Annotated in this window: 22 protein-coding genes and 1 riboswitch; of the genes, 11 read left to right on the top strand and 11 right to left on the bottom strand. The window is 66.7% G+C overall.

Annotated features, from left to right (window positions below):
- Positions 1-106: 106 nt before the first annotated feature.
- Positions 107-472 (bottom strand): glycine cleavage system protein GcvH, encoded by a 366-nt coding sequence (gene gcvH, locus ACQR1F_RS19020; protein ID WP_316238711.1) that lies wholly within the window; start codon positions 470-472, stop codon positions 107-109.
- Positions 473-481: 9 nt separating this feature from the next.
- Positions 482-1,630, bottom strand: a complete 1,149-nt coding sequence (gene gcvT / locus ACQR1F_RS19015) for a glycine cleavage system aminomethyltransferase GcvT (protein ID WP_316238710.1) — start codon at positions 1,628-1,630, stop codon at positions 482-484.
- A gap of 146 nt (positions 1,631-1,776) precedes the next feature.
- Positions 1,777-1,888: riboswitch (glycine riboswitch) on the bottom strand.
- 181 nt (positions 1,889-2,069) lie between these two features.
- On the opposite strand from gcvT, the gene alaS reads away from it, so the two are divergent.
- From alaS to ACQR1F_RS18995, 4 genes are all read left to right on the top strand, one after another.
- A complete protein-coding gene (gene alaS / locus ACQR1F_RS19010) occupies positions 2,070-4,751 on the top strand; it encodes an alanine--tRNA ligase (RefSeq protein ID WP_434913683.1) in 2,682 nt (893 codons plus the stop codon).
- 2 nt (positions 4,752-4,753) lie between these two features.
- The gene (locus tag ACQR1F_RS19005) at positions 4,754-5,983 is read left to right on the top strand and encodes a cyclic nucleotide-gated ion channel (protein WP_434913640.1); all 1,230 of its coding nucleotides are present in this window, start codon (positions 4,754-4,756) and stop codon (positions 5,981-5,983) included.
- Positions 5,984-6,747: 764 nt separating this feature from the next.
- Positions 6,748-6,954, top strand: a complete 207-nt coding sequence (locus ACQR1F_RS19000; protein WP_434887710.1) for a hypothetical protein — start codon at positions 6,748-6,750, stop codon at positions 6,952-6,954.
- A 334-nt stretch (positions 6,955-7,288) separates the two neighbouring features.
- Positions 7,289-7,546 carry a hypothetical protein gene (locus tag ACQR1F_RS18995; protein ID WP_434887709.1) on the top strand — a complete coding sequence of 86 codons (258 nt, stop codon included), beginning with the start codon at positions 7,289-7,291 and terminating at the stop codon, positions 7,544-7,546.
- Positions 7,547-7,560: 14 nt separating this feature from the next.
- Here the strand turns inward: ACQR1F_RS18995 and ACQR1F_RS18990 are convergent, their stop codons facing one another.
- The gene (locus ACQR1F_RS18990; RefSeq protein WP_434887708.1) at positions 7,561-8,067 is read right to left on the bottom strand and encodes a hypothetical protein; all 507 of its coding nucleotides are present in this window, start codon (positions 8,065-8,067) and stop codon (positions 7,561-7,563) included.
- A gap of 390 nt (positions 8,068-8,457) precedes the next feature.
- Between ACQR1F_RS18990 and ACQR1F_RS18985 the strand changes: the two genes are divergently transcribed.
- Both ACQR1F_RS18985 and ACQR1F_RS18980 read left to right on the top strand, forming a co-directional pair.
- Positions 8,458-9,804, top strand: a complete 1,347-nt coding sequence (locus tag ACQR1F_RS18985) for a carbohydrate porin (RefSeq protein WP_434899709.1) — start codon at positions 8,458-8,460, stop codon at positions 9,802-9,804.
- A gap of 195 nt (positions 9,805-9,999) precedes the next feature.
- Positions 10,000-11,199 (top strand): adenylate/guanylate cyclase domain-containing protein, encoded by a 1,200-nt coding sequence (locus ACQR1F_RS18980; protein WP_315804249.1) that lies wholly within the window; start codon positions 10,000-10,002, stop codon positions 11,197-11,199.
- Positions 11,200-11,235: 36 nt separating this feature from the next.
- On the opposite strand, the gene ACQR1F_RS18975 is transcribed toward ACQR1F_RS18980, so the two are convergent.
- The 6 genes from ACQR1F_RS18975 to ACQR1F_RS18950 form a co-directional block, all read right to left on the bottom strand.
- Positions 11,236-12,045: a hypothetical protein gene (locus ACQR1F_RS18975; RefSeq protein ID WP_434913639.1), complete on the bottom strand. Its 810-nt coding sequence runs from the start codon at positions 12,043-12,045 to the stop codon at positions 11,236-11,238.
- 325 nt (positions 12,046-12,370) lie between these two features.
- The gene (locus ACQR1F_RS18970) at positions 12,371-12,763 is read right to left on the bottom strand and encodes a hypothetical protein (RefSeq protein ID WP_434913638.1); all 393 of its coding nucleotides are present in this window, start codon (positions 12,761-12,763) and stop codon (positions 12,371-12,373) included.
- Positions 12,764-12,774: 11 nt separating this feature from the next.
- The gene (locus tag ACQR1F_RS18965; RefSeq protein WP_316218117.1) at positions 12,775-13,062 is read right to left on the bottom strand and encodes a DUF3303 domain-containing protein; all 288 of its coding nucleotides are present in this window, start codon (positions 13,060-13,062) and stop codon (positions 12,775-12,777) included.
- 116 nt (positions 13,063-13,178) lie between these two features.
- Complete coding sequence (locus ACQR1F_RS18960; RefSeq protein WP_434913637.1) at positions 13,179-14,597, bottom strand: TolC family outer membrane protein; 1,419 nt, start codon at positions 14,595-14,597, stop codon at positions 13,179-13,181.
- A 471-nt stretch (positions 14,598-15,068) separates the two neighbouring features.
- Positions 15,069-15,848 (bottom strand): enoyl-CoA hydratase, encoded by a 780-nt coding sequence (locus tag ACQR1F_RS18955; protein ID WP_315804244.1) that lies wholly within the window; start codon positions 15,846-15,848, stop codon positions 15,069-15,071.
- Positions 15,849-15,931: 83 nt separating this feature from the next.
- Positions 15,932-16,321, bottom strand: coding sequence for a hypothetical protein (locus ACQR1F_RS18950; RefSeq protein WP_315804243.1), 390 nt, complete (start codon positions 16,319-16,321; stop codon positions 15,932-15,934).
- A 337-nt stretch (positions 16,322-16,658) separates the two neighbouring features.
- Between ACQR1F_RS18950 and ACQR1F_RS18945 the strand changes: the two genes are divergently transcribed.
- Both ACQR1F_RS18945 and ACQR1F_RS18940 read left to right on the top strand, forming a co-directional pair.
- On the top strand, positions 16,659-17,204 hold the full coding sequence (locus ACQR1F_RS18945) for a sigma-70 family RNA polymerase sigma factor (protein WP_315804242.1): 546 nt from the start codon (positions 16,659-16,661) through the stop codon (positions 17,202-17,204).
- Positions 17,205-17,206: 2 nt separating this feature from the next.
- Positions 17,207-17,845 carry an NrsF family protein gene (locus ACQR1F_RS18940; RefSeq protein WP_434848785.1) on the top strand — a complete coding sequence of 213 codons (639 nt, stop codon included), beginning with the start codon at positions 17,207-17,209 and terminating at the stop codon, positions 17,843-17,845.
- 5 nt (positions 17,846-17,850) lie between these two features.
- Here ACQR1F_RS18940 and ACQR1F_RS18935 read toward each other — a convergent pair whose 3' ends face one another.
- On the bottom strand, positions 17,851-18,960 hold the full coding sequence (locus ACQR1F_RS18935) for a DUF2336 domain-containing protein (RefSeq protein WP_434837897.1): 1,110 nt from the start codon (positions 18,958-18,960) through the stop codon (positions 17,851-17,853).
- Entirely contained in the window at positions 18,957-20,120 is a 1,164-nt protein-coding gene (locus tag ACQR1F_RS18930; RefSeq protein WP_315804239.1) for a GGDEF domain-containing protein, read from the bottom strand. The genes ACQR1F_RS18935 and ACQR1F_RS18930 overlap by 4 nt, the downstream gene beginning before the upstream one ends.
- A 322-nt stretch (positions 20,121-20,442) precedes the next feature.
- Here ACQR1F_RS18930 and ACQR1F_RS18925 point away from each other — a divergent pair, with 322 nt between their 5' ends.
- Genes ACQR1F_RS18925 through ACQR1F_RS18915 form a run of 3 tightly spaced genes read left to right on the top strand, consistent with a single transcriptional unit; the run spans position 20,443 to position 23,519 of the window.
- Entirely contained in the window at positions 20,443-21,012 is a 570-nt protein-coding gene (locus tag ACQR1F_RS18925) for a sigma-70 family RNA polymerase sigma factor (RefSeq protein ID WP_008961196.1), read from the top strand.
- Positions 21,009-21,848, top strand: a complete 840-nt coding sequence (locus ACQR1F_RS18920; RefSeq protein ID WP_434913636.1) for a hypothetical protein — start codon at positions 21,009-21,011, stop codon at positions 21,846-21,848. Before ACQR1F_RS18925 ends, ACQR1F_RS18920 begins: the two co-directional genes overlap by 4 nt.
- Before the next feature lie 33 nt (positions 21,849-21,881).
- On the top strand, positions 21,882-23,519 hold the full coding sequence (locus ACQR1F_RS18915; protein WP_434913635.1) for a S8 family serine peptidase: 1,638 nt from the start codon (positions 21,882-21,884) through the stop codon (positions 23,517-23,519).
- Positions 23,520-23,692 lie beyond the last annotated feature (173 nt).

Below are 23,692 nucleotides of genomic sequence, written 5' to 3'. Positions count from 1 at the left end.
AACAGCGACGGCGAGATCGGCAGGCCGTAGCCCGGGCGAGCGCAGCACCCCCGGGACCGCCGGTCCCGCATATCGCTCCGCTCATGCGGGCTACGCACCGCGCGTCTCACGCCGTGTGCGCCTTGTAGGCGGCCTCATCCATCAGCCCGCCGAGCTCGCTCTTGTCGGCGATCTTGAGCTTGAAGAACCAGGCCTTGCCGCCGGCGTCGGTGTTGACGAGCGCAGGCTCGTCGACGATCGCCTGGTTGACCTCGACCACCTCGCCGGTGATCGGCGCATAGACGTCGGAGGCGGCCTTGACCGATTCGACCACGGCGGCGGCTTCCGACTTCTTCAGCGCGCGGCCGACCTGCGGCAGCTCCACGAACACGACGTCGCCGAGCTGGGCCTGCGCATAGTCGGTGATGCCGATGGTGGCTGTGTCGCCATCGATGCTGAGCCATTCATGGTCGGAGGTGTAGAGCGTAGTCATGGACGTCCTTCAGCGCTTGTAGGTGTTGGGAACGAAGGGCATGGCGGCGACCCGCAGCGGCAGGCGTTGGCCGCGCACATCGGCGAACAACGGGGTGTCGAGCGCAGAGAGAGTGGTCGGCACGTAACCCATCGCGACCGGCGCATTCAGCGTCGGGCCGAAGCCACCAGAGGTGACCTTGCCGACCGGCTCGCCTGAATCGGCCGAAGCGAACAGCGCTGCTCCCTCGCGCACCGGCGCGCGGCCCTCGGGCCGCAAACCGACGCGGCGGCGTGTCGCACCGCCATCGAACTGCGCGAGGATCTTGTCAGCGCCGGGGAAGCCGCCGGCGCGCGCGCCGCCGGTGCGGCGGACCTTCTGCACCGACCATTCCAGCGCAGCTTCCACGGGCGTTGTCGCCGTGTCGATGTCGTGGCCGTAGAGGCAGAGCCCGGCCTCGAGCCGCAGGCTGTCGCGGGCGCCCAGCCCGATCGGCAGCACGTCCTTGTCGGACAGCATCGCCTCGGCGAGCCGCTCGGCCTGATCGGCAGGCACCGAGATCTCGTAGCCGTCCTCGCCGGTGTAGCCCGAGCGCGAAACGTAGCAGGCGAGCCCATCGACGCTGCGCGGCCCCGCGTCCATGAACCGCATCGCCTCGGCCTCTGCACAGAATTTCGTCAGCACGGACGCCGCCTTCGGCCCCTGCAGCGCCAGCAGCGCGCGGTCGGTCAGCGGTTGGACCTCGCAGACGTCGGACAGCCCGTCGCGCAGCAGCGCGATGTCCGCCTCCTTGCAGGCGGCGTTGACCACCAGCACCAGGTGCTCGCCGAAATTCGCCACCATCAGGTCGTCGAGGATGCCGCCCTCGGCGTTGGTGAACTGGGCATAGCGCTGCCGGCCGGGCGGGATGCCGATGACGTCCTGCGGCACCAGCCGCTCCAGCGCCGCCGCGGCGTCGGCGACGTTGCCGGATTTCGGCAGCAGCGCGACCTGGCCCATGTGGGAGACGTCGAACAGCCCGGCCGCGCTGCGGGTATGGAGGTGTTCCTTGAGTACGCCGGGCGCGTATTGCACCGGCATCTCATAGCCCGCAAAGGGCACCATCTTGCCGCCGAGGCTGACATGCAGCGCATGCAGCGGCGTTCGCTTCAAAGAATGGGGGGCAGCCGGTTCAGCCATCGATCAGGGGTCCTCGCGCGGTTCCTCGGGACCAGTCCCGAAAAACGCCACCGAAGCCCCATCTGTCGCTGTGCCTGAGAGTATTATCCCGTCGGCGGACGCGTCCCGGGATCAGGCCCGGCCAGCGTCTCTTTCCAGATGCAGTTGCAGTCGCGAGGGTCCTTTTGCCTGAGAGTTTCCGGGGCGGTTGCTCCTTCGGCGCCGGCCCTTGACGTTCAACCAGAACCTCAGAAGGCCAGTCTCTCCCGACGCGACTGTCGTCTATGTCCGGGACCAAACACCAGCCCGCGCAAGCTGTCAACGCGTCACGGCGGCTTTCAACCAGCTTTAGGAGCCGTGCAGCAAGCCCATGATGTTTCTGCACAGTTTCTGGACACGCGAAGTCGCCTTGTCTAAAAGCATTGCCGCCGAATTCCCGGACTTCTTCGATTGGATTGCTATGAGCGGCGTCAACGAGATCAGGTCGACCTTCCTCAATTTCTTCGCTGCGAACGGCCACGAGATCGTGCCGTCCTCGCCGCTGGTGCCGCGCAACGACCCGACTTTGATGTTCACGAACGCCGGCATGGTGCAGTTCAAGAACGTCTTCACCGGGGTCGAGAAGCGGCCCTACAACCGCGCCACCACGTCGCAGAAATGCGTCCGCGCCGGCGGCAAGCACAACGACCTCGACAATGTCGGCTACACCGCCCGGCACCACACCTTCTTCGAGATGCTCGGCAACTTCTCCTTCGGAGATTACTTCAAGGAGAACGCCATCGAGCTTGCCTGGAAGCTCGTCACCAAGGAGTTCGGCCTCCCGAAGGACAAGCTGACCGCGACCGTCTACATCGACGACGACGAGGCGTTCGGGCTCTGGAAGAAGATCGCCGGCCTGCCGGAATCGCGCATCATCCGCATCGCCGGCTCGGACAATTTCTGGCAGATGGGCGACACCGGCCCGTGCGGCCCGTGCTCCGAGATCTTCTATGACCACGGCGACAAGATCTGGGGCGGCCCCCCGGGCTCGCCCGAGGCCGACGGCGACCGCTTCATCGAGATCTGGAACCTCGTGTTCATGCAGTACGAGCAGCTCGAGGGCGGGGTCCGCAATCCCCTTCCGAAGCCGTCGATCGACACCGGCGCGGGCCTCGAGCGCGTCGCCGCGGTGCTGCAGGGCAAGCACGACAATTACGACATCGACCTGTTCGTCGCGCTGATCCGCGCCATCGCCGACCTCACCAATGCCGACCCGCAGGGGCCGCAGAAGGCGTCGCTTCGCGTGATCGCCGACCATTTGCGCGCCTCGTCGTTCCTGATCTCGGACGGCGTGCTGCCGTCCAACGAGGGCCGCGGCTATGTGCTGCGCCGGATCATGCGCCGCGCGATGCGCCACGCCCAGCTGCTCGGCGCCCGTGAGCCGCTGATGCACAAGCTCGTCGGCACGCTCTCGCGCGAGATGGGCCAGGCCTATCCCGAGCTGATCCGCGCCGAGGCGCTGATCAAGGAGACGCTGCGGCTCGAGGAGACCCGCTTCCGCAAGACCCTGGAGCGCGGGCTGGCCATCCTCGACGAGAAGTCGGCCTCGCTCACCAAGGGCGACATGTTCGACGGCGACGTCGCCTTCACCCTGTACGACACCTACGGCTTCCCGCTGGACCTCACGCAGGACGCGCTGAAGTCGCGTGGCATCAGCGTCGACCAGGCCTCGTTCACCGATGCCATGGACCGCCAGCGGGCCAAGGCCCGCGCAGCTTGGGCCGGAAGCGGCGAGGCGGCGACCGAGGCCGTCTGGTTCCCGCTGCGCGAGAAGCTCGGCGCCACCGAGTTCCTCGGCTATGAGACCGAGACGGCGGAGGGCGCGGTCACCGCGCTGGTCAAGGACGGCGCCGAGGTCGACAGCCTCAAGGCCGGCGAGAGCGGCGTCATCGTGCTCAACCAGACGCCGTTCTATGGCGAGTCCGGCGGCCAGGTCGGCGACACCGGCGTGATGACCGGCGACGGCGTCCGCGTCCGTATCACCGACACCCAGAAGAAGGCCGGCGACCTGTTCGCGCATATCGGCACGGTGGAGCAGGGCACGCTCAAGCTCGGCACGGCGCTGCAGCTCGACGTCGATCACGGCCGGCGCTCGGCGATCCGCGCCAATCACTCCGCCACCCACATCCTGCACGAGGCGCTGCGCCAGGTGCTCGGCGACCACATCGCCCAGCGTGGCTCGCTGGTCTCGCCCGACCGCCTGCGCTTCGATTTCGTCCATCCGAAGCCGATCTCTCCGGAGGAGCTCGCCCGCGTCGAGGACATCGCCAACGACGTCGTGCTCGAGAATGCCGAGGTCACGACCCGGCTGATGGGGCTCGACGATGCCCGCGAGGCCGGCGCCCGCGCGCTGTTCGGCGAGAAATATGGCGACGAGGTCCGCGTCGTCTCGATGGGCAATGCCGCGCGCGACCACGGCGCCAATGCCATGGGCTGGTCGGTCGAGCTGTGCGGCGGCACCCACGTCAGGCGCACCGGCGACATCGGCCTGATCGCGGTCACCTCGGAGAGCGCTGTCGCGTCCGGCGTCCGCCGCATCGAGGCACTGACGGCGCGCGGCGCGCGGGCGCATGCCAACCACAACCTCTCGCTCGCCAAGGCGGCGGCAGCCGAGCTGCGCACCACGGTCGAGGATGTGCCAGCGCGCATCACCGCGCTGATGGAGGAGCGCAAGAAGCTCGAGCGCGAGCTGTCGGACGCGCGCAAGAAGCTCGCGATGGGCAGCGGCACCTCGATCGGCAACGGCTCGCCGGCGGCCGGCGTCCGCGAGGTCGGCGGCGTGAAGCTGATGGCCCGCGCCGTCTCCGGAATCGAGATGAAGGACCTCAAGTCGCTCGCCGACGAGGCCAAGAAGCAGCTCGGCTCCGGCGTGGTCGCGCTTGTCGCGACCTCCGAGGACGGCAAGGCCGGGGTCGTGGTCGGCGTCACCGCCGATCTCACACCGCGCTTCAATGCGGTCGACCTTGTGCGCGCCGCGTCCGAGGCGCTCGGCGGCAAGGGCGGCGGCGGCCGTCCCGACATGGCCCAGGCCGGCGGCCCGGACGGCACCAAGGCGGAGGCTGCGCTGGCCGCGATCGAGAGCGCGATCGGCAAGGCAGGCTGATCGTGCCGACGCTCGGGCCGGGCGAGAGCGTTCGCGATCCCGATCTGCGCGACCGGCTGTACGAGCTGCTCGAGCACGACCATCTGCCGAGCACGCACGGCTCGCGCATCGTCCAGCTCATCGTGCTCGTCATCACGCTCGACGTGCTGGCGGTGGTGCTGGCCTCCGACCCGGACATCGCGGCTTCCATTGGCGGATTGCTGCGAGCGATCAAGGTCTGTTCGCTGATCGTGTTTGCCGCGGAGTATGTCGCTCGGCTCTGGAGCGTGGCGGGGCACATGCCGCGGCGCCAGTCGCCGCACCGGGAGCGGCTCGCCTACGCCTTGTCCGCGCTCGGCCTGATTGATCTCCTGTCCTTCGTGCCGGCGTCCATCGCGCTGGTGCTTGGCGATCGCACGCTGGAAGCGCTGTGCATCGTGCTGCCGTTCCTGAAGCTGGTGCGCTATTCGCCGGCGCTGCGCTCGCTCTTGTCGGCCGTGCAGGCCGAGCGGCGCATCTTGATCGGCTGCCTCGTCATCCTGGCCGGCGCGGTGCTGCTGTTCGCCTCACTGCTCTACGCGGTCGAGCGCGACGTCCAGCCCGACAAGTTCGGCACCATCCCGCATGCGATGTGGTGGGCGATCGTGACGCTCGGCACCGTCGGCTACGGCGACGTCGTGCCGGTGACGCCGCTCGGCCGCATCATCACGGTGTTCGCGATCATCTGGGGCTTTGCCATGATCGCGCTGCCGGTCGCGATCATCTCCACCGCGTTCGCCGAGGAGATCAAGCGGCGCGATTTCGTCGTCACCTGGGGCATGCTGGCGCGGGTGCCGCTGTTCTCGCATCTTTCGGCGTCCGAAATCGCCGACATCATGCGGCTGTTGCGTGCGCGTACGATCGAAGCCGGCGAGGTGCTGGTGCGGCGTGGCGATCCGGCGTCCTCGATGTATTTCATCACCACGGGCGAGGTCGAGATCGAGCTGCCGACGCAATGCGTCAAGCTCGCCGACGGCACGTTCTTCGGCGAGATCGCGCTGCTGCACCGGACCAAACGCTCGGGCACCGTGACGGCGACGCGCAAGACCCGGCTGCTGGTGCTCGACGCGCAGGATTTCCATGCGCTGATCGCGCGCATGCCGGCGCTCGCCGCGCATGTCCGGACCATCGCCAAGGCGCGCATGGCCGATTCCGGCGATCTTGCCCTCGCCGAGCTGTCGCAGGCCGAACGCGACGACCAGCCGGACGTGTAGGACGCTGCTCCCGGATCGCTCGCAGTCCCCCGTCCCATCTTCCAACCAGTCAAACAGCCGGGCGTGCACACACGGTCCCGCGGCGCGGTCGCGCCCGGGGGATGCGGAAAGCACTCGCCCTCGAAAGACGATGAGGGCGCAGGGAATGCCGGGTGAGGGCCTCACCCATGGCCCGCCTGCTGAAAAAATGCAGGCGGCAGGTACCACAGGCAAAGCCGGATCATCCGGCATTCCCTGCGCGGCGGTTTTAACGCTTATACGCGATCTCCTCGGTGCACCGGGCTTGTTGGCCACCGTTCGCGACAATGCGCTTCAAGCGCATCGCGCGGGACATCAGCATCGGGATGCCAGGACCACGCGACTTCACGTCCGCGAGCGCATCATTCGTCCGCACCCGAAAGCGCGCTGATGTCCTCACGTCCACCGCATTGCCGGCCCAACGTCTCGTGACGACGCGTACGCCCCTCATCCGGACCGGAACGCGGATAGAATAGACATGATTTGCTGATTTTCGGAAGTGATTTATTTTCGCGCGAAGCTCTTGAAACGAAAGATGTGGCTGAACGGAATGGGAAAATGGAAGCATTGACGCAGGCGATTTTGACCCGTGATCAGGAACGGTCCCGTGCTTTCGTCGGCGCGATACTGCCCGCCCGGCAAAATCGGCCAAGCTCGATGCCTCGTCGAAGATGGCGGCCGATCTCGCAATTCCACCGGGAGGTGCTACCTTTATGTTTCAGGCTCCGTTCTCTCGGAAAGGACCAATGTCGCAAATCAAGTCTCGGGTCGTCCCGTCGGCGCTGCCGCCCAGTGAAGCCGAGCTTGCGGATTGGCAGGCATTGAGTCGCGAGGAGCAGATCGCTCGCTTCAAAGAGTTCTTCGCGCACCCTGATTGCGAGACGTTCACTGCCGAGACTGCTGAGGACATCATCGCGGCTGCTCGGCAGCGTGTTGCTGCGCGCCGTGGGTAGCTATCGCCTCACCATTCGAGCACGCGATCAACTCGCTCAGATCTACGAATACACCGAACTGCAATTTGGTGCTTATCAGGCGGAAGCCTACGCGCGTCCGGGCTGATCCGGACCTTCGAGCTGCTCTCAGATTCCCGGCCATAGGTCAATCAGCCGAGGACTTCCGGCGCGGGCTACGACGGTTTCGATTCCAGGCGCATGTCGTCTACTACACGATATCGGCTGATGTGGTCGAGATCCGGGGTGTAGTGCTCCACGCGTGCCAAATCAGATCCAGTCTGTTTGATTGACGCAGTCGGCAGGCCGGGGACTCCATCCAGAACGGGAGAACTCCGTGTTTACCCAAACCATCGCAGCGGCAGGCAATACCGAAATTCCGGCATATCTGACGCTGATCAAGCTCGGATACGAAATCGATCGTCGCTATGAGAGCGACGGCGAACTCTGGAGCGCAACGAAGGGGACGCTTCAACTCGTCGCCGAGAGCCCCCTGCAGCTGCTTGGACTTGCGTTGATGTACATGGAGCGCGGCGCCGACTGGCAGGCAGATGACGACGAGATCGATGCCTTCCTAAAGCGATTCTACCCGTGAGGTCGCGTTGCGATTCATGGAGGCCATTCGCCGGCCAGCATTGCAGCCCGTTCATCTTCCGTGAATTCGATCGCAATGCGTCCCAGCGCGCGTTGGCCGCGCGCGATCGCTATAACGCCGAGGAGTTGGCTGACAACGTCGGCATCCTGCGCCGTGGTGAGGTCGCGGAGTGCCATGTGGAGCAATTGGCCCCACGCCGCTTCGTAGCTCTCGCGCAGGTCAGCCGGCATCGCCGGATTGCGAGAGCCGTCTCGCGCAAGCTCGATGATCGCGATCATCGTGTAGGTCTGCCAGTCGGCAACACCGCGGCGCTCGCGAATTCGGACCAGACCGGGTACGGCGGCGAAGGATGCTTCGCCGACGTCACCTTGGTGGTGCAGCTCATTCCAGAGTTCGTCCCAGGCTGAGCTATCGCCACCTTCGAGGCGTTGCAGGGCTGGGCGCGGGTCGTAGGGAACGCGATAGCCGCCGAGGAGGCTGGCCCAGCGCGCTTCTGACAAATCGGGGTCTGACACTTTCATGCAGCAAGTCTCGTCCAGCTTGGGCGTGATCTCATGCGAGCTGAAAGGCGCAGGTCAACAGCCACGCCACGGTTCTCCAAATTGGTTGCCTTGTCGTGCGTCCGAAGCATCCCGAGAGCCGCAACGGCGCGGAACATAATATTCCGCAATGCGGCATGTGACACTCATGTCACACTTACGGTTATACCGACTCCCCAATATAATATGACTATTCAAAGGCACCTCGGCGCTTGCTAGGATCGCCTTCCAATCTCAGGTTGACGAATGCGCTCCTCGAATGGGCGGCGGCCGGGATTGAGCCGTGGGGAAGCGCGTGCCGGGACGGAGGCTCTGGGCCGGACGCGACAGAACAACAGCCAGAGCCTGGGGACGCTGCGAGGAGCAGGAAAAATGAGTGGGTTTGCGACGACCGCACGCATGTGCGGCGTAGGGGTTGCTTTGTCTTGTTTGTTGGGCGGCGGTGCGCTCGCTGCCGATTTGCCGATGAAGGCGCCGCCGGTTCCCTATGCCGGTGTCGACGATTTCTGGACGCGGCCATATCTGTTCGGTGATCTCGGCCGGACCAGGCTGAAGGAGCAGGGCATCTCGCTTGCGCTCACGCTCGGTGACGAGGCCGTCACCAACCTGTCGGGCGGCTCGCGCAACACCTCGGCCAATGCCGGACAATTGTGGTTCGAGGCCAAGTTCGACATGGCCAAGCTCGCCGGCATCCAGGGCGGCCTGATCGGCGTCACGCTGGTGGACCGCTTCGGCAAGAACCTCAACAGCGAAGCCGGCATTCCGGCGCTGCAACTGACCAACGAGGTGTTCGGCCGCGGCAACATCCTGCGCCTGACCGAGTTCTACTATCAGCAGAAGCTGTTCGACGATCGCCTCGTGCTCAAGGGCGGCCGGCTGCCGGTCGGCTCCGACTTCTTCTTCGGCCAGTGCGAGTTCATCAACCTGACCTTCTGCGGCGGCCAGCCGGGCAACATCCAGGGCGGCTACATCTACAACTGGCCGGTCAGCCAGTGGGCCGGCGTCGTGCACTACAACTTCACCAAGGAGTGGAAGCTGTCGGTCGGCGTCTACGATGCCAATCCGAACTACCTGACGACGTCGGACGCGGGCGTGTATCTCGCGCCGGGCATCGCGCGCTCCAATCCGGCCTCGGGCGTCCTGGTGCCGGTCGAAGTGGTGTGGGAGCCGAGCGGTCCGCTCAACGGCACCTGGCGCTTCGGCGGCTGGTATGACAGCGCTTCGACCATCGACGGCGGTCTGCCCGGCATCACCGGGGTCTACGCCGGCGGTCCCGGCGTGGGCGATCAGAACCTCAGCAGCCAGCGCGGCCGCTACGGCTTCTACGAATCGATCCTGCAGCGGCTGACCGTCGAGGGTCCGAAGGCGCAGGGCTGGTATACCTTCCTCAACACCAGCGTGGCCGATCACCGCACGTCCTATCAGGATTACCAGATCTCCTGGGGCGTCAAGCACACCGGCACCTTCTCTTTCCGTCCCGACGACGAGGTCGGCTTCGCGGTCGGCACCACGCATGTCAACTCGGCGGCGCTGACGCCGAATGCAGGCGGCAACGAAGTGCCGATCGAAGCCTGGTATGGCTGGCAGGCGACCGGCTGGATGAACCTGAAGTTCGACGCCCAGTATGTCATCAATCCGGGCGGACGCGGCTTCAACGCCGCCGGCCTGAAGACCGGCAATGCGGTGGTGCTCGGCCTGCGGACGGTGGTGCATTTCTGAGAAGCCTGTCAGGCGAGGGGCGGATGTGCAGCATCCGTCCCTCGCTGGGCTGAGACGATGAGCCGTCCTTTGCCGACGCCGAACCTGATGGGCCTGCCCATCGGGGTAGGGGCGCGATGCGTTGGTATCGGTTGACTCTTTTGCGCTGCGACACGACATCTCCCTGGCATTGCCGCGCCGGCCCAGGAGACCGCCATGACAGCAACCGACGTCCGTCTCGCCGCCGGCCAGCGCCTGGGCGACGAGGTCGTGGACTGGCTCACCAGCGGCACCCGCGACGAACGCTTCATCGACAACATCTTCGCGCAGATGTGCATCCGCCTGCAGCGCGCCGGAATCCCGGTGAAGCGCGCGTCGCTGCACGTGCAGATCAACCATCCGCAATGGCTCGGCGCGCGCATCCTGTGGAGCGACGGGATGGAGAGCTCCGAGATCAATCGCGTCGACTATGACGTCGGCTCGCGTTCCGAGTTCATCGGCAGCCCGGTGAGCGAGGTCTACAACGGCGCCGACGAGATCCGTGAAAACCTGGCGCGTGATCCCGCGCTCGGCCGGCAGCATGGCATCTATGACGACATGCGCGCGCAGGGGCTGACCGACTATGTCGCCTGGCCGATCTTTCACACGCTCGGCAAGCGCCACTGCGTGACCTTCGCGACCGACCAGCGCGGCGGCTTCGATCATGCCGAGATCGGCGCCCTGAAGCGGCTGCTGCCGGTGCTGGCGCTGGTCAGCGAGATCCGCATCAAGAACCGGCTGGCGCGCACCCTGCTCGAGACCTATGTCGGGCCGCATGCCGGCGAGATGGTGCTGGCCGGCGCGACCCGACGCGGCAGCGGCGAGACCGTGAGCGCCGCGATCATGATCTGCGATCTCCGCGACTTCACCAAGATCTCCGACAATTGGCCGCGCGACGACGTGATCGATCTCCTCAACGGCTATTTCGACGCGATGGTCGAGCCGATCACAGAGCATGGAGGCGAGATCCTGAAGTTCATCGGCGACGGCCTGCTCGCCATCTTTCCGCTTAGCCAGCCCGGCGCCTGCGAGAACCTGCTACACGCGGTCACCGGCGCCAGGCAGGCGATGGCGGCGCTCAACGCGCGGCATGCGGAAGGCGGCCGTGCGCCGCTGCGCTACGGCATCGGCATCCACGTCGGCGACGTCATGTACGGCAACATCGGCTCGCGCACGCGGCTGGATTTCACCGTGATCGGACCCGCGGTCAACATGGCTTCGCGCATGGAGGCGCTGACCAAGCAGGTCGGTCGTCCCGTGCTGATGTCGCGGGCCTTCGCCGAACTCGTCGAAGGCCCGTTCGCGCTCGAACGCGTCGGCGAATACCCGGTGCGCGGCTTCAACGACCCGATCGAGCTGTTTGCGTTCGAGGGGTAGGGCGTCGTACGAGCTGTGCCGTGCTCACGGCATGGCTCAGCGGCCGAACTCGTCCTGAAGCCGCAGGAATGTCTCGGTCGGGCGATCATAGCTGACGAGCCTGACGTCGAGGTCGAAGCTGGACGCCAGCAGCAGCGCGCGGCGCAGCGCGTCCTCGATCCAGCTCTCCTCATTGCCGAACGCGCCGCCGCCGACGCTGGTGAGCAGGGCAACGTTCGAGCCGCGTGTCGCGTTGAGGACCGCCGCCCAGATCGTTGCCTCGTAGCTGGCCTCGAGGATCAGGCGAGCGAATGTCTGCCAATATCGGGGGGCAGGGGAGCAGTAGGCCACGGGGAGCGCGGAGCAGAAGGCCTGTGACACTGTCGGTCGGGGCTCGCCCGCGTCGGTCAGCTCGACGTCGGAATGCAGGCCGATCCGAAGGTGTCCGCGCAATGCGTCGATCTCATCGCCATCGCTTGCGTCGAGGATGGCCGTGATGGTCTCGAGTCCGGTCCGCGTGCACAGGGCGTACCCGTTCGTCATCGCCCAAAGCTCGCCGCCGCGGGATAGACGGGACTTCAGAGCCGCCCCGACATCTGCGAGCGCGTCGAGCTGACGGTCGCGGGTCTGGCCCGATTCACCGCCGACCGGGGCAAAGTAGTTGCGATAGATCGTTGCGGCGCCGGCGGCGATCGCGCAGGCCGGCCCCTGCGTCGGATCATGCTGGTAGATCGTCACGCCGTCTTCCGGGGTCGCGTGGGGGCCGATCATCTCCAGCAGATTGAACTGCGAGGCGACCTGGAACAGGGCGCCGGCGAACTCCGGGACCAGATGAAGGGTGCGGACATCGCCGCTGACGAGGCTCACGCGGAGCCGTCCGGTTCGACAGGCCGAGTCTTGGACCCTGGTCCGGAGCTCCGACAATTTCGGAAGCTCCAGCCGCCCGGTCTGGTAGCTCTTGCCATTGACCAGAGACGTCAGCCGTCCATCTTCGCAGACCAGTCTGGCGCGCGTCGAGGCATAGTCGGTCTCCTTGAAGCCGGTCAGGCGTTCGAACCAGTCCACGACATCAGCCTTTCGTTTTTGCTAGCCGACAAGATGCGGCGAAATCGCCTCGGCGTCTGACGTTCGCGCGAGACGCAGTGTAGGCCATCGCAGCTCGCCGCAGCAATGAACGACTCTGTCGCCGTGCCTAGAAGATTCGCAGCGGCCGCCACCAGACGAGGCTCGGCGCGAACAAGGCCACAGCGAGCGCAAATGCGCCCCCGGCAATACAGATCGTGACGATGGCGCGCGGCGACAGGCCGCGGGCCTGCGGCAGGAATGTGAGCGCCCGGACGATCGCTCCGGTGATGAAGCCCGCTCTAGCGATCGGCAGCATCGGGATGTCGAGCAGATCTTCGAGCGTACACGCGCGGCTGCAGCTGCCTTGCTCCAGCGTCCACCATTCTCGCAGGCCGCCGATCATTGTCGCCAGCGCGAGCAGCAGCGTTGCCGCCAGCAGCGCCCGCCACGATGGCATTAGCACCGCGATCGCATAAGAGATCAGGCAGACGGCGAGCATCTGCGTCAGGACGTCGAGCATCGTCGCGCGACTCAACTCTCATCCAGGAACGGCGCCACCACCTCGCGCGTCTCCGCGCTGGTGACCACCGGGACGATCTCGAAGGTCATGCCGGTGTTGCGGGCGTTGGACAGGATCCATTGCTGCAGCAGGCGGGCGTCGTTGCATTCCATCAGTTGGAAGCAGCGGTCGAAATTCGGCTCGATCCAGCTGCCGAGATATTTCAGCCCGTCGGGAAAGGTGATGCCGGGGTCGCGAACGCGACGGTAGACGGGAATCGGATCGCGGTCCTTGAAACGCTCGATCACCATGAACAGCATGCGCGCCTCCGCCTGGGTCCGGCGCAGAGTGTGGACGGAATCGAGCAGGTGTTCCAGGTCTCGCGCGTGGCCTCGCGGTCCGAAAGACCGGCTGCGGCACCGGCGGTGAGGGAGCTCTACTGTCCCGACGGCGTGCGCAGGCCGTGCCAGGCGTCGCGCACCTGATGGTAGTGAACCTCGGGCAGATAGTCCGGCGTATTCAGATTGAGGTTCTTGACGTCGAGCCGGCCGACCGCGCTGAGCAGCGTGTAGGAGGCGATGACGCGGTCGCGCTGCGCGCCGATCAGCCGCGCCTTGGCCTGGATCAGGTCGGCCTGCGAGTTCAGCACGTCGACGGTGGTGCGCTGGCCGCCCTGGGCCTCGCGCGAGACGCCCTGCAGCGCGACGGTGGCGGCCTTCACCTCGGCCTCGGAGGCGCTGACGGCGACCTTGGCGCCTTCATTGGCGACCCAGGCGCTGACCGCCGCGGTGCGGGCCTGGTTGCGGACCTGGTCGAGCACGAGGCGGCTCTGCGCCGCGAGCTCCTTGCTCTGGCGGGTCTGCGACGCGGCGGTGCCGCCGTCATAGATCGGCGCGGTGACGCTGCCGACGATCGAGGCCTGATCGGTGCCGAAGGTGCCGAGCGTCTGATCCGAATCGCGGCTGCGGCTGACATTGCCTTGCAGGGTCACGGTCGGCAGCAGCGCGCCCTCGGCGACCTTGATCGAGGTCGAGGCCACGTCGACGTCGAAGCTCGCCGCAGCCACCGCCGGATTTTCCTTGTTGCCAAGCGCAATCGCGTCCTCGCGGCTGCGCGGCAGCAGGCGATCGATCGGGTCGGCCGCGCGCAGCTGGCCCGGCGCCATGCCGATGACCTGGGCATAGGTCGCCTGGCTGATGGCGAGGTTGACCTCGGCGGCGTTGAGGTCGGACTGGCCGCGCGCCAGCCGCGCCTCGGCCTGCGAGGCGTCGGTCGGCGTGACGTCGCCGGCATTGAGGCGGCGCTGCGTGACGGAGAGCGTCTCGCGCAGGAAGGCGACGTTGGAGCGCTGCGCCTCGACCAGCGACTGGTTGGCGAGCACGTTGGTGTAGGCCGTGACGGCGTCGAGCAGCACGCCCTGACCGACATTGCGCAGCGCCTCGCGGCCCGACTGCACCTGCAACTCGGCCATGCGCACGCTGTTGGCGGTGCGGAAGCCGTTGAACAGCGTCTGCGTCACGGTCACGCCGATGGTCCAGGGCTTCAATGTCGCGGTCTGGATCGTGTTGCCGGGCAGCAGATTGCGCACGGCCTGCAGGCCGGCGCCGAGGCTCGCGATCAGTTGCGGGCGATAGCCGGCGAGCGCCTGCGGCACGTTCTCGTCGGTGGCGCGCTGGCGCGCGCGCTCGGCGTTCAGCGCCGGGTTGGTCTGATAGGCTTTGACGAGCGCGGCCGCGAGATCCTCGGCGCGCGCGGGCGAGCAGGCGACGACAAAGCCGGCGGCCACGGTCAGGCCGAGGCCGAACCGCCGCGCATGCACCTTGCCGACGCCAAATTGTTTGGCTCGACCCCCCATCCGACTCCGCCGCGTCTCACTGTCTTAACCAGTTGTTTACCTGTTTACGGCGGATGGCGGCCACACACAAACCGCGGATATGGAATCCGGCGGGCTTTTCCATGGTTTGTTGTGGCGCTCTCGCCACAGGCCGTTTGTCAGGCGCTTGCGCGACGGTCGTGCGGTAGGCCGGTGGGTGGGCGTGCGCGGACGACAGCGCACGGGCGCGCCGCGAATCGCGTCGGTGATATGCGAGTAACTCGCGGCTCGCTCGGTCTACCTCGCGCCGCTTGCGGGGGGAGGTCGAATGGCATCGCGGATGCCATTCGGGTGAGGGGGGACAGGTCCAACGACGTACGCTTCCCGAGCGTCTGCCCTCATCCCAACGCTCACCCCGTGAAGAACTGGGAGAGGGAGCGCACCGCGTCCACGGCTATCGATGAACTGACTTCGAAAAATATCAACTCAGTCGAACTGAGCGCACTGCCAATCTCACCGGTTCTTGTTCACCGGCTTGCGCTTCTCGATGAACGCGGCCATGCCCTCGGCGCGGTCTTCCAGCGCGAAGGTGGCGTGGAACAGGTTGCGCTCGACATTCATGCCTTCGGACAGCGGGGTCTCGAAGGCGCGGTTGACGGCCTCCTTGGCCATCGCCGCAGCCGGGCGCGACATCGATGCGATCTTCTCCGCCGCGGCCATCACCTCGTCCATCAATTTGTCGGCCGGCACGATGCGGCTGACGAGGCCGGAGCGTTCGGCCTCGGCCGCATCCATCATGCGGCCGGTGAGGCAGAGGTCCATCGCCTTGGCCTTGCCGATCGCGCGCGTCAGGCGCTGGGTGCCGCCAATGCCCGGGATGGTGCCGAGCGTGATCTCGGGCTGGCCGAATTTGGCGGTGTCGGCGGCGATGATGAAGTCGCACATCATCGCGAGCTCGCAGCCGCCGCCGAGCGCATAGCCCGAAACCGCAGCGATCGTCGGCTTGCGGCAGCGCGCGACGCGGTCGCCGCCGATCGCGGTGAAGTCGCTCGAGAACATGTCGATGAAGCTCTTGGGCTGCATCTCCTTGATGTCGGCGCCGGCGGCGAACGCCTTCTCGCTGCCGGTGATCACGATGCAGCCGATGGCATCGTCGGCCTCGAGATCGTCGACGGCTGCAGCGATCTCGCGGAAGACGCCGAACGACAGCGCGTTGAGCATCTTCGGCCGGTTCAGGGTGATGATTCCGACCGCGCCTTTGCCTTCGACGATGATGTGCTCGTAAACGCTCATGATCCCACCCCGCAAATCAAAACAGCGGGCAATGTGCCCGCTGGATCGTTACGCATCAAGTAGGTGGGGCGCCGCGCGGCGCCTCAGATCATGAACATCCGCGCCGCCGAGCCCAGGGTGAGCAGGGTGCCGCAGGCGATGAAGATCTTGCCGATGATCGAGGCCTTGTCCCAGCCCGAGCTGTCGTCATTGCTGACCGTGACCATGTTCACGGTGACGTCCGAGGCCGCCGGCGCATCGCTCGGCGCGGCGTCGGCCGATTCCGCCGCAGGCGCGGCCTGAGCCTGGGCCTCGGCCGGCATCGGCGCCGGGAATCCGTCCTGCTTCGCTGCCGGGGCGCTCTCGGCCCCCACCGGCAGGAACGGACTGTAGCTCTGCTGTTCGGCCGCGCGCGCCAATCCAGTGCCAACGAGGCCCAGAACGAACGCGGCGGCAATGATCAATGCTGAACGTCCACTGGCTTGGATCGTCATCGTCGGCTTCTCCCCATCCCGCCAGCCCAAGCCGGAGTGAGACCCCGACAGATGTCGAGAACGGGGCAGAAAATGGGTATCTTCCTGCCGCTCACGGCAAAAGCTGGGCGGCGCCGCACTTTGCGGCGCGGCCCATTAAACCTGATCATGCGCCGTTCGATTCGGTGCTATGGAGCGGTTCCAAGGAAACTGTTCCAAGACTTGCCCGGTGGCGTGCTCTCGGTGTGGCGTAACTCGGATGGTTCCGAGGCCAATGTCCGCATCACGAATTAGTGATCATGATGCCGCGAGAGTAACAAGCTGACGATTCGGGCGAATTGCTGGGGGTGGAGCGGAATTGCGGGAGCGTGACGACGAGTGGACGGGCTGGATGCGCCAGGCCGTCGCCGGTGACGACGAGGCCTATCATCGCCTGCTGAGGGCGGTCACGCCGGTGTTGCGCGCAGCATCACGGCGCGGGCTGGCGCGCGCCGGCCAGCCCCCCGACCAGGCCGAGGACATCGTGCAGGAAATTCTGTTGGCGGTTCATCTCAAGCGGCACACCTGGGACGTCGATGCGCCGTTCGCGCCCTGGCTGTTCGCGATCGCGCGCAACAAGCTGATCGACATGCTGCGCCGGCGCGGCCGCCGGGTGTTCGTCGACATCGACGATTTCTCGGAGACGCTGGCCGACGAGCCGCCGGCACCCACCGTCTCGGCCGGCGAGGTCGAGGCGCAGCTGAAGACGTTGCCGCAGCGCCAGCGCGACGTGCTGCAGTCGATCGCGGTCGAGGCCGCCTCGATCAAGCAGACCGCGGAAAAGTTTTCGATGAGCGAGGGCGCGGTGCGGGTGGCGCTGCACCGGGCACTCGCAAGCCTCACGGCCAAGCTACGGGATACCTGACCATGGACACCGATCAGCTCATCCGCACCCTAGCGGCCGACAATGCGCAGCGCGCGCAGCCGGTCGGCATCGTGCTGGCGCTGGCCCTGATGGCGGCAACGCCGGTCTCGACCGCGATGCTGCTCATCGGCCTCGGCGTGCGGCCGGACATCTGGCTCGCGGTGCGCAATCCGTTCTTCGACCTGAAGTTCGTCGTCACCACGGCGCTGGCGATCCCGGCGCTGATCATCAGCCTGCACCTGTCGCGCCCCGAGGCCTCGCTGCAGGGCTGGAGCTGGCTCCTGATCGCGCCGATCGTGGTCCTCGTCGGCGGCATGGCGGCGGAGATGATGCTGCCGCAGCGCACGCCGATGATGGCGCGGCTGGTCGGCCACAATTCGATGGTGTGCATGAGCGCCATCCCCGTGCTGTCGCTGCCGCTGCTGGGCGCGGCGCTGTTCGGCCTGCGCCATGGCGCGCCGTCGCGTCCGGCGATGACCGGCGCGATCGCCGGGCTGGTCTCGGCGGGCATGGCGGCGACGCTCTATGCCGCGCATTGCACCGACGACTCGCCATTTTTCGTAGCCACCTGGTACACGGTGGCCACGCTGATCGTGGCCGGGCTCGGCGCGCTCATCGGCGCGAGGGTGCTGCGCTATTGAGCGCGCTACGCCTGCACCGGCGTCGCGGCATCCTGCACGCGATGGAAGCGCAGCACCTGCTGCGCGGTGGACCGCCGGAGCCGTTCATAGGTGGCCTTGCAGGCGTCGAGATCGGCGGTCGCGGTGGTGGCGAGCTCATCGCGCATCAGGATGATCGACTTCACCGTCGGCCATGACAGGCCTGCGACCTTGGCGAGGATCATGACGCCCTCGGCGCGGCTTTCGATCATGATGCTCTCGGCGACCGCGACCGGCACGTTGGCCATGGCCGCAAGCGCCGCATTGGCCTCGTCGAACTTGCGCTGCTCGGTGAACTGCACGACGAGACGGTCGTCGAGCCGGCCCTCGGCATGCAGCGAGCGCACCAGCGCGTGCGCGATCTCGGTCTGGCTGGTCAGCGCCACCGCGCTCGATCGCGCCCGCCGGCCCGCCATGCGCACTGCCGAGGGGACCTCCTGCGCGAGCTTCGGATTTGCCGCCTCGAGCCGCGTGCGGACCGTGGCCGACGCCTTGGCGACCAGCTTCAGATAGAGGTGGCGCGGCAGATTGGGCCGCATGGCGAGGCAGGCGGCGAGGTTTTCGTCCAGCGCGGCGCGATCGACCAGCGTGTCGAGGCTGGCCTCCGAGACGTCGGCGCCGGGATTGCTGACGGTGCTGTGAACGACCTCGTCGTTGCCCCGCCTGAGCAGGATGTCGGTGACGGCGCGGCTGAGCACGCGCCGGAGCGAGATCGCGAGCAGATGCGCCTGGCTCTTGGTCTCGGCTGTGCGGATCAGCGCGGCCTCGTCGAGCCGGTCGGACTTCGACAGCACGGGACCTGCGACATCGATGGCGTCGTCATCGGCCAGCCGGTGCAGCGTCCGCGGCGGCGCCGACGCCAGCGGCGCCAGCCGCCGCGCGAGCAGGGCGCGGGCCGAGATCTCGATGTGCTCGACCAGGCATTCGAACACGTCGTCGAACAGCGCGACCTGATCATCGGCGAAGTCCCTCGCGCCGTCGACGAACAGGTCCGTTACCTTGCGCAGGGTCTCGACCCGCCGGGCGACGGTGCCGTGCGCGAGCGTGTCCTCGAGCTCGTCGAGCAGGCTTTCGTTCGGGGCGGGTTTCGGGGTCATGCCGGGATGGCGCAGGCGCTGGTGACGCGATTGCGGCCCTGCGCCTTCGAGTCGTAGAGCGCACGATCGGCCCGGGCGAGCAGCGAATCGGCGGTCTCGTCGCCGCGCGGGGTGGCCACGCCGGCCGAGAACGTGACCTGCAGGCCGGTCGAAAACGCGCTCCAGTCGAGGCCGGCGATGATCTGGCGCAATCGTTCGGCGAGCCGCGCCGCGGCGTCGGCCGGCGCGCCCGGCAGCACCAGCAGGAATTCCTCGCCGCCGTAGCGGCCGAAGCGGTCGCTGCCGCGAATGTTGGCGAAGATGGTGATGGCGAATGTGCGCAGCACATCGTCGCCGGTCGGATGGCCATGCGTGTCGTTGATGCGTTTGAACCAGTCGAGATCGATCAGCACCACCGAGCAAGGCTGGCCGCCCTGCTGCGCCTGCGCCATCTCCTCGTCCAGCACATGCATGATCGAGTGCCGGTTCAGCGCGCCGGTGAGCTCGTCGAGCTCGGCCAGCTCCTCGATGCGGCGATAGGCTTCCTTGAGCTTCTGTCCGCGCTGGTACAGCGTCTCGCGCAGCGCGCTGGAGAAGATGCCGAGGAACATGCAGCAGGCGATGGTGAGCAGGAAGACCAGCAGCGTCGCGAGCCGCTCGAGGCCGCTGCCGTGCGGCATGCCGAGCGGCTTGTCGGTGAGCAGGAACAATCCCGCCAGGCCGATCGCGAGGAACGTCCAGCAGATCGCGCTCTGGCGCGGCGTCGCCCGCAGCGAGGCAAAGGCGACGACGATGTACAGCGTGCATAGGAACAGGATGCTGACTTCGGGCGCGATGTAGCAGAACGCGACCGTGAGCATCATGCTGGCGAGCGATTGCGGCACTACGAGGTAGTGGTCGCGGAAACGGTCGTTGAAACCGCTCTCCGACAGGACGGTCCACAGCGCGACGGTGAGAATGCCGATCGCTGCGTAGGCTGGCGCGATCGTGACCGGGACGGTTCCCGCCTGGGCGTAGATCAGCAGGATGACGGCATCGATCAGGTAGCATCCGGCGACCAGCGCCAGCATCTGCCGGCGCCGTCCGGCTCGACGCGCGCGCAGGTCGCTGGACGGAGACGGCTGCGCGTCCCCGGCCTCAGCGATATCAGGACTGGGAAAAGGCGGTGCCGTCGTGCCCATGTGCTCGCGATTCTTCGTCGTTGGCTTAATATCTACGTGGGAAAGCATTTAACTTTGGTATCTATGGGCATGGACGAAGAGGCCGCCGCCGTGGTGCTGCGACCGGGAATCTACGGCTTTCAGGGCGGGCAGTTGGCGGGAACGGGCGGAACATGGTAGGCGGGAACCCGCTGGTCGCGATCGACCTGGGCGCTGCAGCGAAATCTGCAAGTCTGTGCGCCAACTCACATTTCGGGACGTATCTTTCCGGTATTTTGAAGATTTTTGCGGTTGTGTTCGAACCGCGACGTCAATCTTCCAGACCAATCTTGCGAGACGGCCATTGAGCGTGACAGCAGCGGCGTCAGATGAAACCCTGATTGCCCGGATCGCTCAAGGCGACCGGCTCGCCATGCAGGTGCTGTACGGACGGCACCATGTCAGGGTGTACCGTTTCGGGCTCCGGCTCGTGCGGGACGAGCAGGTCGCGGAAGACCTCATCAGCGAGGTCTTTCTCGACGTGTGGCGTCAGGCCGGCAAGTTCGAAGGCCGTTCTGCCGTCTCCACCTGGCTCCTGGCGATCACGCGGTTCAAGGCCCTGTCGGCACTTCGGCGCCGGAAGGACGTTGAGCTGGAAGACGAGGCCGCGAACGCGATCGAGGATACGTCCGACGATCCGGAGGTCGCGGTCCAGAAGAAGAATACCGGCGAAGCCTTGCGCAAGTGCCTGACGGCGCTTTCGCCTGATCACCGGGAGATCGTCGATCTCGTCTACTACCACGAGAAGTCCGTGGAGGAGGTGGCCGAGATCGTCGGAATTCCGGAGAACACCGTCAAGACGCGCCTGTTCTATGCGCGCAAGAAATTGGCCGAACTCCTGAAAGCGGCCGGCATTGAGAGAGGCTGGCCATGATGGCTTTGAGCAAGATGCTGGAGCAAGAGCCCGGAGAGATCGAACTCCTGCTGCCGTGGTATGCCGCCGGCACGCTGAGCGCGCGCGACATGCGCAGGGTCGAGGAGGCTCTCGCCAACGATGCCGATCTCGCCAGGCAGTATGCGGAAATCCAGAAGGAATATGCCGAGACCATCGCGCTGAACGAAAGCCTCGGCGCGCCGTCGATGCGTGCGATGCAGAAGCTGTTCGCGGCGATCGAGGCGGATCCGGTGCAGAAGCCTGCCGCGCCGCGCGGCTTCAGCGCGCGGCTGATGGATTTCTTCGACAGCCTGTCGCCGCGGACCTTGGCGTGGACCGTCAGCCTCGGCGCGCTGCTGGTGCTGGCGCAGGCCGGCGTGATCGGCGCGGTGCTGATGCGCTCGCAGACCGCGACCTATCAGACCGCCTCGGTCCAGGACAAGACCGCCGCGCCCGAGCCCGCGAGCAAGCCGATGGCCGCGCCGCCGCCGAGCGCCGCGGCGCCGGCCCCGGCGGATCGGGCGCCCGAGAGCATGACGCGTTCGCGGATGGCCGAAGCCCCGGCCCCGGCCGCACCGCTGATCCGCGGCCTTGGACCGCAGGTCGCCGGATCGACCGCGCCCGTCTATGCGCTGGTGCGGTTCGCGCCGGATGCGCGCATGGCCGACATCTCGGCGTTGCTCGACAACTATCAGGCCTCGATTGTCGAGGGCGCCAAGGGCGGCCTGTTCAAGCTGCAACTCGGCGACCGGCCGTTGTCGAAGGCCGAGGCCGACAGCCTGATCGGCCGTCTGGCGCGGGAGAAGATCGTCAGCCTCGCGGTGGCCGCGCAATAGGCCCGCGCCGTCCGAAATTCATTCGGAGGCTTCATGTCGTCGAGTTCGCCGCTACGCTTCGCCAGATCGGTTGCGATGCTGATCGTCGTCACAATGCCTGCTTTCGCAGGTGGCGACCTCAGTGCCCATGCCCAGGCGATGATGCGTTCGCCCACCATCAACATCCCGAGCCGGGTGCCGAGCATCAACCCGGGCACCGCGCTGCGCGCGCCGCCGCCGACCGGGATGGCGCCGCGCCCGGCCTTGCCCAATGCGCGATTTGCACCGAACCTGCAGGCGTCCTGCAACCCGGCGGATCGCAGCGTCTCGGGCGAATGTCTCGACCACCCGTCGGTGACGGGGGATGGGCAGGGTCGGCGAGCCCAGGGAAAATTGGACAAGGGCAGCTCCGCCAGGGTGACGCAGCGGCGCGAGCCGAAGGTTGCGGCCGCGGTCGATCTACGGACCATCGCCAACGAGATCGTCGCCGAAATCGATGACTCTCTCTCGACCGACCAGGCCGATGCGCTGGCGCGTCGCCATGGCCTGCAGCGCATCAGCTCGCAGCGCTTTCCGCTGATCGGCGCCACCATCGGTCTGTTCAGGATCACCGATCGCCGCTCGGTGCAGGCGGTCAGCCGTGCGCTCGCGGCAGATGCCAGGGTGCGTTCGGTGCAGCCGAACTATCGCTATACGCTGCAGCAGCAGAGCGCAGCACCCGTCGAGGGCGATCCGGCGCAATACGCGCTGGCGAAGCTGCGGCTGCCGGAAGCGCACAGGCTGGCCCAGGGCTCCAATGTCACCATCGCAGTGATCGATTCTGGGGTCGATCTCAGGCACCCGGAATTCGCCGACGCGTCGTTCGACGTGTTCGACGCGCTCGGCGGCGACGAGGGGCCGGATGTGCATGGCACCGGCATCGCCGGCGTGATCGTATCGCACAAGCGGTTGATGGGCAGCGCGCCCTATGCGCGGATCATCGCCATCCGTGCGTTCGGCGTCGGCAAGAAGGGCGGCGGGCCGGAAAGCAGCTCCTATGTAATCCTGAAGGCGCTGGACTACGCGGCCCTGCACGGCGCCCAGATCGTCAACATGAGCTTCGCGGGCCCGAAGGATGCGGTGATCGAGCGCGCGATCGCGGCCGTCGCTGCCAAGGGCGTCGTGATGGTCGCGGCCGCCGGCAATGCCGGCGCCAAGTCGCCGCCGCTCTATCCCGCGGGCAATCCGAACGTCATCGCCGTCAGCGCCACCGACGACAGGGACCAGCTGCTGCCGGCGTCGAACCGCGGCAATTACATCGCGCTGGCCGCGCCCGGCGCCGGGATCTTCCTGCCGGCGCCGGACGGCAAATATCAGATCATCTCGGGCACCTCGTTTTCCGCGGCCTATGTCAGCGGGCTTGCGGCGCTGGTGCTGGAGCGCAATCCGGCGCTGAAGCCCGAGACGGTGCGGACCGTGCTGACCGCGACCGCGCGCGATCTCGGCACGCCCGGACGCGACGATCTGTTCGGAGCAGGGGAGGCGGATGCGCTGGCGGCGGTCCAGGCCGTGGTCTCGCCGCAGGATGCGCCTGCTGCTGCGGCGCCGTCCGCGGGGCTGCAAGCGGAGCCGGCACCGGCCCGCGAGTTGCGCCCGGCCGCAGTGACCGAAGCATCTCCGGCCGGCGATGCGCTGCGGCCCGCGCAGCAATGACGCCAACGTTTTCGTGAACGTTCCGAAATTCTCCTGCTCGCTTTGAACGTGCAGCGGGGCGGTCACGACAGAAAGCATGTGGGAGCGGTGATCCCCTCCCCAAGGCTATATACGGCGCGAGCGCCCATCCACCCCAAGCGCCAATATGGCTCGACCCGTCCGGTTGTCCCCCC

The sequence above is a fragment of the Bradyrhizobium sp. HKCCYLS3013 genome (assembly GCF_051167615.1).
Lineage (GTDB): Bacteria > Pseudomonadota > Alphaproteobacteria > Rhizobiales > Xanthobacteraceae > Bradyrhizobium.
Note: the sequence above shows the minus strand (reverse complement) of the source record. Positions and strands in the feature narration are given on the sequence as shown.